This is a genomic window from Clostridium sp. D53t1_180928_C8, assembly GCF_015667795.1.
GTDB lineage: Bacteria > Bacillota > Clostridia > Clostridiales > Clostridiaceae > Clostridium.
The window spans coordinates 1-12,732 of record NZ_JADPEL010000013.1 but is presented as its reverse complement, the minus strand read 5'-3'; the positions used below and the strand labels follow the sequence as shown (position 1 = coordinate 12,732).

Here is a 12,732-nt window from a genome sequence, read left to right as displayed (position 1 = left end):
AAGGGGTATGATTAAATTATGAAATTATGATATATAATGAAAGTTGAGGATAATAAAATGACAATTACAGAGGTTAGTAAAAAGTATGATATTACAGCTGATACACTTAGATACTATGAGCGTGTAGGGATGATTCCACCTGTAACTCGTACGGCTAGCGGTATTAGAGATTATCAACAGAAAGATTTAAATTGGGTTGAACTTGCTAAATGTATGAGAAGTGCAGGATTACCAGTTGAGGCAATGATTGAATATGTTAAGCTATTTCAAGAGGGAGATTCTACAATTCCTGCAAGATTACAATTATTAATAGAGCAAAGAGAATCTCTTTTACATCAAAGAAAACAAATAGAAGAAACACTTAGAAGACTTAATTATAAAATTTCAAGATATGAAGTTGCGGTTAAAACGGGAAAATTAACATGGGATGAAAAATAATTAATATATTAAGCACCTAATAAATTAAAGAAGAATTTATTAGGTGCTTTTATGTTAAATGAATATAGCCAATATTTAACAAAAGGTAACATTAACTTAATAAGCTTATAACTAAGACATAGTAACATTTATATTGTAAATTAAAAACTCAAATATAAAAAAAGGGGAATATTTATGATTAGAAGAAACAAAACTATAACCTTATCAATAGCTATGGTAATAGCTATAACTATGTCAAGTGGAGTAATTGAAGTAGGAGCATCAAAATTAACAGCAAATAAGGAAGTAGCAGTAGAAAGTTTAGAAAAATCGAATGAAGCTTATGTCACATCTGTTAGTGAAGAGGAGTATTCAACACCAAAACAAGTAAATGTTCATATGGGAGATGATCCATCAAAACAAGTAAATATTACTTATACAACAATAAATTCAGGATTAGAAACTAAAGTTGTATTAAATAAAATTGGAGATAGTGAAAAAATTATTGTAAATGGTGAAAACTCAATAGGCAATGCTAATAAGTATTTTCACAAAATATCTGTAAGCAACTTAGAACCAGGAACACAATATGAGTATACTGTAGGTTCAGGAGAATATACCTTTACTGGTAAGTTTAAAACAGCTCCTGCAGTAGGAAGCAAAGAAAGTATTAAATTTGCTTATATTGCAGACACACAAGTGTCTAATGCTACAAATGCTAAAGCTTTAGGTGCTACACTAAATGAAGTTAGTAAGATAGATGGTTTAGATTTTGTTTATTTAGCAGGAGATACAACTGATACAGCAGCAAATGAAACACAATGGGAATTATTATTTAATAATGAAGGAGCTTTCCCAAATGGTGGACAAGATATGTTTGGAAACAATTTAGTTTCTGTAGTACAAGGTAATCATGATAATAATACATTAACTAGACATATTAATGCTCCAGCAGAGTCAGGAAACATAGTATATTCTTATGATTATGGCCCAGTAACATTTATAATGTTAAATTTAGAAGCAGCAAGATATGATGCAGATGCAAGATTACAACAAAAAGAATATTTAACGGAAGTAGTAAATGAGGCAAAGGAAAGAGGACAATGGACATTTGTTGGTTTCCATAAATCAATATATACAGGTGCATCTCACATTACTGATTCAGATATAGTAGAAGCAAGAAAGTACTGGGCTCCAGTATTTACTGATTTAGATGTGGATGTGGTAATGCAAGGACATGACCATGTTTATTCAAGAGGATTTGTTGATGAAAATGGATATAAAGCAGAGGTAACAACATATGAAAATGGAAGTGTAGAAGATCCAGAAAATGTACCATTATATATGGTAGGTGGACATGCAGGAGGATTAAAGTGGTACTCTAAAAAGAATTATACTGTAGGTGAGGGGGATTTACTTGCACCAGGATATTCATTCTTAGATGTAAATTCAACTGATACAGGTAGTGATGTAAAGAAAGAGCAAGTAATCGTTGAAATGGAAGTTTCAGAAAATGAACTTACATTAAACACATATATGTTTAAATATGATACTACAACGGATACTATAACTACAGATAAATATTTATATGATACTTTAACTGTTGTTAGGGATACAGAACAAAGTCCTTATACAGTAAGTATGTCAGATGTTGAAAATGTTGAAGGTAAAGCAGGAGTAGAATTTAAGGTTCCAGTTGTAGTTAATGAATTACCAACTGATTCTGTAATAAGAGCTTCAGAAATGGCATTTGATATTCCAGAAGATTTAGAAGTAAAAGCTGTAGAATTAAATAACAAAGTTATTAAAGCAAATAACTGGGATTACAATGTTGATGATGGAAAGCTACGAGTTGCGCTTGCAAATTTAGATGATGAACCTATTTTTGTTAACAACACATCAGGCAATAAAAATGTAGTTACATTAACACTTGCTTTAAAGGAAGATAAATCTTCAGAAGATAGTACTGCTATTAAGATGTCAGACCTAGTATTAAGATGTGAAAATGATGTTGATATAGAATACAATACTAAAAATGCTAAGAGTACAATTACTTTTGTAGAAAAAGAAGTAGCACAAGTTAGTGCAAGAGAACTTTATGTATCAGAAGGAGTTGATGTAATCCCTGAAAATATGAAGGCTGTTGCAGCAGAATTTACATTAGTAGAAAACACAACTGATGTTAAATTTGGAGACACTAAATTCTACTATAGTCCAGAATTTACAGAGAAGACAGGAAAGGTAACTTATGTTGCATTAGTATCAGAAGATACTTCTTTAGATAGCTTATCTGATATTAAGAGTTATAAATTAACAGAAACAGCAGAGCAAGTAGAAACAGTATTATTTGGTGATATTAATAATGATGGAATAGATGCACAAGATGCTTTAGCAGCAGTAAGTTCTTGGTTAAGAAAAACTGAATTAAACAATAAAGAAATTATTAGTATAAACGTAAATGCTGATGGAAGAATTAATACAAGAGATGCTATAGATGTAGTTGATAATTATGTAGCAGGTAAAGAGTTTAAAGTTTTATCTAAATAATAAGAAGTAGACAAGTAGCCCCAGGGGCGCCCCAGAGGCACCCCTGGGGTAGCTTGTTTATTAATGTTAAGTTTTTATTACATATATTTAACGTAACTACCAAAGAAGAGAAAAGGAAAATAATGTATCATATGTATAGAATAAAAAACCTTTGATAGGGAGTGGGAAAGCTTATGAAAATAAAAGAAAACAAGAAAATATGGATTAGTGGAGTAATTATAGTATTAACTATAACTTTGGTACTTAGTATATTTATTTTTAGTATTAAAACAACGCCGACATTAAAATTAAAAGTTTCTAGTGAAAAATTTTCATCCAATTATAAAGAGGAGATTATAATACCTGCTGTATTAAGTAAACTACCTGATAATGAATATCCAGCAGCAAGTGTAGAAATAAAGTTTGACAATAATAAATTAGAGTTTGTGGGAATTTCTATAGGAACTATGGAAACTTATAATGATTATGACCAGGAGAGAGATGATGAAGCATCTTATAAAATTCCACAGTGGTCATATAATGAAGAGGTTGCAAATCAAGAAGGTGTAATAAAAGCTATGTATTTAGATACAACAGCAGGAAAGAATGCATATGTTAGCAGTGGCTTTGAAAAAGAAAAGAAGGATATACCATTTCAATTAATATTTAAACTTAAAGATTCAGTAATTCCAAATGATGAGCTTGTTATTGAAATAGAAGAGGCAGTTTTTGCAACTATAAATGGGGATGTAGATAAAACTACACTATCTACTAAAGATAGTTATGGAAAGTTAAAAGTAAGGGATGGAATCCTTAAAATAACAAGCTAGTTATAATTATAAAAAGTTTAAAGTAAGTATGAAAAGTAATAGTGGGTAAATAAAAATAAGGGTAAAGAGGAATATACTTATGGCTAAATTTAAAGAAAATAATTTAATGATTAATAAGAAAAATGTAATTTGGATTGGGTTTATGTTAAGCTTTTATATATTTTTGATTATATTTAATAAAACATTGGATTATAAAAAACCAGAAGATAGACCAGTAGGGATTGAATATGCAAAAGCAGAAGTTATAAGTATAAATTCAGAAGAGTTAGAACCAGATCCAGATTTTCATTATATTAATATAGGAAAACAAAATTTAGAGCTTAAAATTTTAAGTGGAGACAGAAAAGATGAAGTAGTTATTGCAAATAACTTTATTGGAAGAGTAGATAATAAACCAGCTAAGATTGGAACTAAGTTTATAATTTCTAGTTTTGATGATTTTACTACAACTGTTATTGTGAATTATAGTAGAGAAATGGCACTTTACTTATTAGTACTAATTTTTATGTTTATAGTAATATTTATAGGAAGATTAAAGGGGATAAAGTCTTTATTTTCCTTAGGATTTACAATGGTATGTATAATATTTTTATTTATCCCTTTAATAATAAGAGGTATGAATCCAATAGTAGCATCAGTAATTATTGTTATATTATCAACAGGTGTTACGATGTTATCCCTAAATGGGTTGAGCAAAAAAACAATGGTAGCTTGTTTTAGCTGTATCTTATGTACAGCTATTGCAGGAGTTTTAGCTTACTTATTTGGAGTTATAACTAATATTTCAAGCTTTAATACTTATGAAGCACAGGATTTACTTTTTGTTGCACAAAAGACTTCTTTAAGGGTAAAGGATTTGCTTTTTGCAGGAATAATAATTGCTTCATTAGGAGCAATTATGGATACTACTATTTCTATAACATCCTCTGTATTTGAAATGTTTGAAATAAATAAAGAATTAACTAGTGAGCAGTTATTTAAATCAGGAATGAATATAGGTAAAGATGTAATGGGAACTATGACTAATACATTAATATTAGCATTTACAGGTAGTAGTATTAATATAGTTGTCATTTATTTTATGTACAATCTCCCTTATATGCAGTTAATAAATATTGATAGTATAGTAATTGAGGTTATACAGGGAATATCAGGCGGAATAGCCCTTGTTTTATCTATTCCAATAGCAGCTTTTCTAGCTTCAAAATTAGCAGTTAAATGTAAAAAGTTAGATTGACCCATCAGGTTAATATATTTATTAATATTATAATTATAGAACAATTAAATTAAAGTATTTATATTATAATAATAACAATATAATAATCTAAAAGGGGAGAATAGATGATTTCAGAAATAAAATTATTAGGAACAGAATGGAAGTATAATAATGACGATTTAAATAACTATATGAAGCAGCTGGCAATTCAGGATTCTAATATTACAGGTATAACATTAGATCTTAGTGAATCAGGATTCACTACTCAAACAAGTTACTACAGAATTAAAATACCTAATAATATAATGGAGTTTACTTTAATAGGAAAAAATACAGCTAATAGTATTAATTATATATATGCATCTCTTGTTGCTGAAGGTGGAGGAGAAACATATTTTAATTGTAAGGTTATAAATTTAGGATTATCAGCAAATAATCCTGATAATGATACAAATGGAGTATTTATAGATATAGCAGGTAATATTGCACAAAATGAAGTTGTAGAGGAAGGAAATACATTACAGTTTTCAGGTAATAACAGTATAGTAGCATCAAAAACAGGGAATTATCCAGAAGCGAAACTTAATGCTGCAATTCATATTGGAGAAGGACAAAGGTTATCTATTTATTTTGAAGATGACAATACTAAGCTTGAGTGTATAGGATTTATAAGTAATTATGCTTCAGCGGCAGGAATTGGAGGAAATTCTAATGAATCTGCTGGAAATATAATTATGTATACTGCTGGAACTATTAATATACGTGGTGGATATAGAGGAGCTGGAATAGGTGGAGGAAGTAATGGTTCTGGTGGAAAAATAAAAATAAATGGGATAGGAACAGTTATGGTAACAGGTGGGATTAATGCAGCAGGAATAGGCGGAGGATTTTATGGAGCATCAGGAAGTATAACCATAAACACTTTTGCAAATATGCAAGTGACAGGTGGAAATGGAGCAGCTGGAATAGGTAGCGGATATAATGGAGCGGTAGAAAGCATAGATATAGATGCTATGAATATTTTAGATGTACAAGGTGGAGATGGAGGAGCAGGAATAGGTAGTGGAAGTGAAGGGGCACCAGGATTTATAAAAATAAATGTAGGATGGCAGTTAATAACGACAGGGGGAATAAATGCATCGGGAATAGGTGGAGGCTTTAATGTTTCAGGAGGATATATAGGAATAAAAGGGTCAGGAGAGCTTATTGCTAATGGAGGAATTAATGGAGCCGGAATAGGTGGAGGAATTAATGGTTCAGTTGGAACAATAGAAATAACTGGAGAACTTGATATAGGAGCAAAGGGAGGATTAAACACATCAGCAATTGGGGCAGGGGATAACGGTGCTCCAGGAGAAATAAAGATAATAGGTTCTGGGGAAATTAGTTGTAATAGAGGTGAAATGTCAGTAGATGATATTGGCAGTGGTAATCCACAAATTATAAGTAAAGATAGAGTAATAATATATCCTGTAGTTATATTAACACCAGGAATAGCTAAACCATCAGTAAGGAAAGTTCAATTCAAGAAAGAAGATGGAGCAGTTTATATAGGTAAATTTATAGTGAAATTAAATGGAGTAGATGAATATAGACAATTTATATCATCCACAGATAAATTAGGATACTCATGGATATATGCTGATAATGCAATAGCTGATATTAGTACACCAGATGGAAAATTTATTGTAAGAAATCTAGATTTAACAAATCCAGGTGATAATATAATTTTATATTCAAATATAAAGTTTAGAGGAATAAATATATTTGGAAAAATATAAAGATATTAAAGTATAAAACAGATACTTATTTTTAAGTATCTGTTTTATACTTTTAGCATTAATTATATATGATGCTTTTTATTACAACAGTAGTACCAATACCAATAATGCCATAAGCTACAGTGCTTAATTACATGATAATGTGGATCAGGACGTACAATTGGAGATGGTTTTGGATTTGTAGGAGGTATTGGTTTGGTTTTTGGATCTTTATGGAAATCTTCATTTGAAACAATGGTAACTTTATTAGATAAGGCTACTTTATTTTCGTTAGAATTATTATTTAATACAGCTATACTACATTCATTTAAAAATTTATCAGGAAGTAATAATCGATTTGTAACCTTAACATATAGTTTTATAGTTACATCTGCACCTTCGGTTACATTATTTATAGGAATAATTATATTAGTAGTATTATTAACGACTTGTGTTTGAAAAGCTACGTTAGTAGTTATTCCGCCTATAGTCTGAGAAACAGTAGTGGCTTCTAGATTAGCAGACAATCCAGGGTGTAAGGAATCACTTATTCTATATTCGGTATACCCAACTGTTGAGGTTAAAGCAGTAAACTTAAAATCAAAGAAGAATTCATAATTATTTTGCTTTAGTATTATTTGATTTATAGGGCTTTTTTCGATACTAATACCTTTTTCTTGTATCATTACTCCTACTGCAACAGCTTGTCTTTGGTGTGGAGAAATCATAGTTATTTGGCAATTACCTGTAGCTTGACATAAAAAAATTGGAGCATAATTATAGCCCTCTTTAACTGGAAGTTCTTGTACAGTGTTTGAGTCTATTCCTATTAAATCTAATTCGCCAGGATCTGGCCAAGCTGGTGTTGGGGCTACTTGTACAGTATCATATAAACTCCATACACCGTTTGAGGTTACAAAAGTATTACTTTCTGCACCATATGGAAAAAGATTAGTTTGTTCAGCATCAGCGGCTACAAATGAATAATTAGTTATAGTATTTCCATCAGAATCTGTAATATAAATATCTTCAAGGTCAACCCTCCATACATTAAGACCATTATAACTATAGTTATAGGGATAAAAAACAGGATAGCCTTGAATACCTTGATAATCAATACGGCCTAAATCACCATATTCTGTAGGTAACTTATTAGATACTAAGTTCATGTTACCAACACCATTTATTGTCATGTGGAAGGTATAGCCCGTATTACCTAGTGCATTTGTAAGTTGATAAGTTTCACCAGGTTTTATTAGTAAGTTTTGTCCTAAGTTAATCCAATAAATATATGGTACACCTTTACCTGTACTACCAGGTGCTGCTTTATATGCAGTTTCATTAATAGTATTCATTAATTTCACCTCTTTAGTAATAATACTATATTATATTCAGTGAACCATTAAAATGTTATGTGTAGTCTTAATATAAATAAGAAAAGTATCATATTTTTATGACGCTTTTAATATGTTATTCTATAAAATCAATAGTTTCCTTTTTGGAAGGATATAATTTGAAAAATATAAAGCTAAATATTAATTCAGGCATTGTTGAATCTAATACAAAGAAAGGTATAAATTTTCTTTACATTAGTAAAGACACAACACTACAATGTTCTAACCATAAGTATAGGGCTTAGTCGACGATCTACAACCATAAAGTCACCGTTTCTTTCAATTTTCTTAGATGAGTAATAACCTATAGCAAGCATTACTAATAGATAAATAATAACGATAATAACAATAGTTGCATTCATTAACATACCCTCTTTAAAGGTAGTGTTAGTATAGTAAACAAGGTTATTAATAAAAATATGAACTTTTTGTGAATAAATTTACATATATAAATTTAAAAAAGGTAAATTTTAATATATAATAGGATATAATATTAGGATAAATAAAATAAAGGGAGAAAATATAAATGGATAAAACAAAAGATGAATTTTTAGAAATGATGAAACGTGAATTAGAGGAAGCAGGATTATTTCAAGAAGATAAAGACCCTTATGAATACAAATATGGAAAATACATTGTTATAAAGGAAAGAGATACAGATTATGAAGAAGTATTTGGTGTTTATGATTATGAAATTGATGCTTTAAGAAGGCTTAGAGATGAAAAAAAGAAGCATAGAAATTTATGTGTAATTAAGGCTGATATTGAGTATATAGATGTAATGGGATCAAAATTTATAAATAAATATGATGAGATAAATTATAAATAAGATGGTGAAAAAAATATATAGTAATAAAAGCATAGAAAAATCCAGTTTTAAGTTATACTTTGTGCTGGATTTTTTTGTTAAATATATTAAGACTCTTTAATTTTTTAGAGGTACTAAGCTATTATATGATTTGACTTATTTATTTTTACGAATTTCTCTAGGAGTACAGTTAAACTTTTCTTTAAATATTTTATAAAATAACTTATAGTTGTTAAAACCATGTTTTTCCATAATATTAGATATAGAATCTTTAGTATTAAGTAAGTCCATATAAATGTGAGAAAGTCTAATTTCATTTAAATAATCTAAATAGGTTTGTCCCATAAATTGTTTAAATTTTCTACAAAAGTATTCCGGTTGAAGATGAGCTACATCAGCTACTTCTTTAATAGAAATATGTTTATTATAATTTTGCCTAGTGAAATTTAGTACTGGTTCTAAATTAGAAAGAGATACATTAGAATGATTTAATTTATCATTAGTTATTGTAATTCTAAAATTATTATATAACAAAAAAAGAAACTCAAATAAAAGACTGGCAAATCTTAAGTGTCCAACTTCGCAAGGATACGTTTTCAAATCTTTCATGTTTTTCAAAATCTCTTTTATTTTATTTAAATTTTCATTATTACTACCATCGTTAGAATTAATACTTAAGTCAAAATAGTGATTTTTATAATTAGGTATATAACGTTTTAATAATCCAGAGGGTATTTGTAATAAAATTGACGTATTTCCATCAATACAGCGAGTTGAATGAACATTTCCTGAATTAATATCAAAAATGGATGTAATTCTTCAGGTAAAAAGCTTCATTTATTACCAGGGTTAAATCCAGATCCATGTATTTGTAGAAAAGGTGAAGATTATTATATGGTAGTATTATCTTTTGAATGCTTTCCAGGAATTCCAGTTTATCATTCAAAAGATTTGAAAAATTGGGAGTTATATAGTCATGTATTAACTGATGATGTGGCTGTAGATTTAAAGAAATTACTATCAGCAAAGGGGATTTGGGCTCCATGTTTAACATATTGTGAAAAGGAAGATTTATTTTATGTAGTTTATGGAGTAATGAACTCTATGAATGCTAGATACTTTGATGTGGACAACTATTTAATTACAGCAAAAGATATTAAAGGGCCTTGGAGTGAACCTGTTTATATCTATACCTGGAGATTTTTATGAAAGACATGATCCTGATCATTTAAAGCCTAAGTATTTTAATCCAGAATCAGTACTTCAAAAATCAGGCCATGGAAGTTATGTTGAAACTCAATTAGGTGAAGTTTATTTAGTTCATCACACAGCAAGACCATTTGTACCAGAATTAAGATGTACTCTTGGACGTGAAACTGCAATTCAAAAAATGAAATGGACAGATGATGGCTGGCTAAGAATGTATGATGATTCAAATTTAGCTAAGGAATATGTAGCGGAAAGTAAGCTTCCAGAATATAAAGTGCCTCAAATAACAAACTTTGATGATTTTAATGGGGAAGAGCTAGGAATTCAATATTATGCTCCAAGAATATCACCTTCATCATTTGCAGATGTTAAAGCTAGACCAGGTTATGTAAGAATTAGAGGTCAAGAATCTAGATGTTCTTTAAATAAGGTTAGTATACTAGCTAGAAAGTTAACATCAGTTTATGCAAAGGTTACTACAAAGATGGAGTTTAAGCCAGAGGTACATCAACATAGTGCAGGACTTATTATGTATTATGACAATATGAACTATATTTATTTAAGAAAGTATTATAGTGAGACATTAGGTCAAAGTGCTTTATCTGTAATTCATCTTGAAAATGGAGAAAAAACTGAGTTTTTAAATACAAGAATTCCAGTAGAAGAGTGTCCTATATATCTTAGATTAAATGTAGAAGGACGTCAGTCTTATTTTCAGTGGAGTTATGATGGAGAAGCTTATAATAAAATAGGAAAGGTTTTTGATACAACTAAGTTCTCAGATGAATATTGTAAGTATGGTGAATTTACAGGAACCTTCGTTGGAATGACTTGTGCAGATAGAGTACTTCATAAGCATTATGCTGATTTTGATTTCTTTAATTATGAGGTAGATGAAACAAAGGATGTTAATTAAATATATTAGATTATAGAAATAGAGGGTGCCATAAAGCTTGTAGAGAGCAAATTTTATGGCACTTTTTAATTTAATATATAGGATCAGTTATTACACCAAAGCTTGAAGCTTTAATAATAGGATTTCCTATTATTTTTTTTAAATCTTCCTTAGTTCCTTGAATAACTACTCCAAGTATTTCAGCATCATTTGAAGATGTTTTACCTTTAGTCATAATTTCTTTATATAATTTTTTATGGTCTGATGAGTAGCTTTTTTCTAAATTTTCTATAATTTCATCATAATATTGAGTATATGAAATGTTATCAAAAGTATAAGCACTATATAATGGTATTCCTATAGTATCTTCTTCTGGTATTCCAGCTGATTTAGCATCATAATTCTCAACTGAATATCGATATTCATTCATTTTTTCTTCGGTGAATTCATTTAACCATGCCCATGTTATCTTTGAAGGTTGTAGTTCTGTTTGAATAGTATATAAGTCCTTTATTTTATATGATTTATCAAAGGATATAGCCATTTCAATTATTTTTCCATCAGGAATTGTATCTAAATTAGCTAAATCATTCTGATATTTCTTATAATTAAGTTCAGGGTGAAAAAAACTTAGCTTTTTATAACTATTTTCCCAAAGATGAACAGGCCATTCTCCTCCTACAATATATCCATTGCCAGTGCCCCTAAAATAATTCATTGGAGGTATTAGACCAAAAAGTGAAATTCTATCTTCTAAAATAACAGACTTATCACAAACTTTTTTAGCTATTTTATAAGTTCCATTCCCGCCTAAGAATCCTATAATATCATTTGATTCACTTATATATCCATTAGGAACAGTTAATTTTACATAAGCTTCATCAGCTTCATATTTCTTTGCACTTAAATTTAGACTAATTATTATATTGGCAAAAGTTCCAATTATAAAAATAATTAAGGCGATTATTATTATTTTTATTGTAGATTTAAGCTTGGCCTTTTTAACAGATTTTCTTAGTTTTTTATCATCAAAAATATCATCAATATTGTTCATACTTTTTAATCCACTCCTCTTTGAATTTATTTCTTGCTCTGTATAAATAAGTTTTTACAGTATCTTCATTTATACCTAATAAAAGTCCAATTTCCTTATAACTTAAATCAAGTTCATATTTAAATATAAGTAATGATTTATATTCTTCTTTTAAACTATTAAGAGTTTCTTTAATTTCCTTACACTTTTCTTTACATAAAATTTCCTTTTCAACAGTTAAATCGTGAATCAATTGTTCATAAAAATTTACTTCATCAATAGAAACAGAATTTATTATTTTAGTCCGTTTAATATGATTTTTATATCTATTAATAGCAACTCTAAATAACCAAGAAGAAAGATTTTCTATAGCAACACCATCCATATATTCAATTGCCTTTATAAAACTATCATGGACAATATCTTCAGCATCACTAATTGAACATCCACATTTAACTAAGTATAAGCAAATTATTTTAAATTGTTTTTTATATAAGTTTATTACTATATCTGCGTCCATTCATCCCCCTATGTAAAGTTTTAAGGCCTTATGTATGTAAGACAATTTAATAATTGAAATGTATACAAAAAAATATAAAAATATTTTTTGATTTTAAATATAAATATAATAATAAGATATTATC

Annotated in this window: 12 protein-coding genes; 8 read left to right on the top strand and 4 right to left on the bottom strand. The window is 28.9% G+C overall.

Features of this window, described 5'->3' with window-relative positions; genetic code table 11:
* The first annotated feature begins 57 nt into the window (after positions 1-57).
* From I4V51_RS10320 to I4V51_RS10300, 5 genes are all read left to right on the top strand, one after another.
* Complete coding sequence (locus I4V51_RS10320) at positions 58-438, top strand: MerR family transcriptional regulator (RefSeq protein WP_195988357.1); 381 nt, start codon at positions 58-60, stop codon at positions 436-438.
* A gap of 174 nt (positions 439-612) precedes the next feature.
* Positions 613-2,964: a metallophosphoesterase gene (locus tag I4V51_RS10315; protein ID WP_195988356.1), complete on the top strand. Its 2,352-nt coding sequence runs from the start codon at positions 613-615 to the stop codon at positions 2,962-2,964.
* A 173-nt stretch (positions 2,965-3,137) separates the two neighbouring features.
* A complete protein-coding gene (locus tag I4V51_RS10310) occupies positions 3,138-3,773 on the top strand; it encodes a hypothetical protein (protein ID WP_195988355.1) in 636 nt (211 codons plus the stop codon).
* 79 nt (positions 3,774-3,852) lie between these two features.
* Positions 3,853-5,010: a YibE/F family protein gene (locus I4V51_RS10305; protein WP_195988354.1), complete on the top strand. Its 1,158-nt coding sequence runs from the start codon at positions 3,853-3,855 to the stop codon at positions 5,008-5,010.
* A gap of 104 nt (positions 5,011-5,114) precedes the next feature.
* The gene (locus tag I4V51_RS10300) at positions 5,115-6,770 is read left to right on the top strand and encodes a hypothetical protein (protein ID WP_195988353.1); all 1,656 of its coding nucleotides are present in this window, start codon (positions 5,115-5,117) and stop codon (positions 6,768-6,770) included.
* A 62-nt stretch (positions 6,771-6,832) separates the two neighbouring features.
* Here I4V51_RS10300 and I4V51_RS10295 read toward each other — a convergent pair whose 3' ends face one another.
* Positions 6,833-8,104 (bottom strand): CshA/CshB family fibrillar adhesin-related protein, encoded by a 1,272-nt coding sequence (locus I4V51_RS10295; RefSeq protein ID WP_195988352.1) that lies wholly within the window; start codon positions 8,102-8,104, stop codon positions 6,833-6,835.
* Positions 8,105-8,669: 565 nt separating this feature from the next.
* Here I4V51_RS10295 and I4V51_RS10290 point away from each other — a divergent pair.
* Positions 8,670-8,972, top strand: a complete 303-nt coding sequence (locus tag I4V51_RS10290; RefSeq protein ID WP_195988351.1) for a hypothetical protein — start codon at positions 8,670-8,672, stop codon at positions 8,970-8,972.
* Between the two features lie 135 nt (positions 8,973-9,107).
* On the opposite strand, the gene I4V51_RS10285 is transcribed toward I4V51_RS10290, so the two are convergent.
* The gene (locus I4V51_RS10285; protein ID WP_195988350.1) at positions 9,108-9,560 is read right to left on the bottom strand and encodes a helix-turn-helix transcriptional regulator; all 453 of its coding nucleotides are present in this window, start codon (positions 9,558-9,560) and stop codon (positions 9,108-9,110) included.
* Positions 9,561-9,845: 285 nt separating this feature from the next.
* Between I4V51_RS10285 and I4V51_RS21510 the strand changes: the two genes are divergently transcribed.
* Positions 9,846-10,160, top strand: coding sequence for a family 43 glycosylhydrolase (locus I4V51_RS21510; protein WP_347708657.1), 315 nt, complete (start codon positions 9,846-9,848; stop codon positions 10,158-10,160).
* Complete coding sequence (locus I4V51_RS10280) at positions 10,123-11,076, top strand: family 43 glycosylhydrolase (RefSeq protein ID WP_347708656.1); 954 nt, start codon at positions 10,123-10,125, stop codon at positions 11,074-11,076. Before I4V51_RS21510 ends, I4V51_RS10280 begins: the two co-directional genes overlap by 38 nt.
* Positions 11,077-11,146: 70 nt before the next feature.
* Here I4V51_RS10280 and I4V51_RS10275 read toward each other — a convergent pair whose 3' ends face one another.
* Entirely contained in the window at positions 11,147-12,109 is a 963-nt protein-coding gene (locus tag I4V51_RS10275; RefSeq protein ID WP_195988349.1) for an anti sigma factor C-terminal domain-containing protein, read from the bottom strand.
* Entirely contained in the window at positions 12,096-12,608 is a 513-nt protein-coding gene (locus I4V51_RS10270; protein WP_195988348.1) for an RNA polymerase sigma factor, read from the bottom strand. Before I4V51_RS10270 ends, I4V51_RS10275 begins: the two co-directional genes overlap by 14 nt.
* Positions 12,609-12,732: the final 124 nt, after the last annotated feature.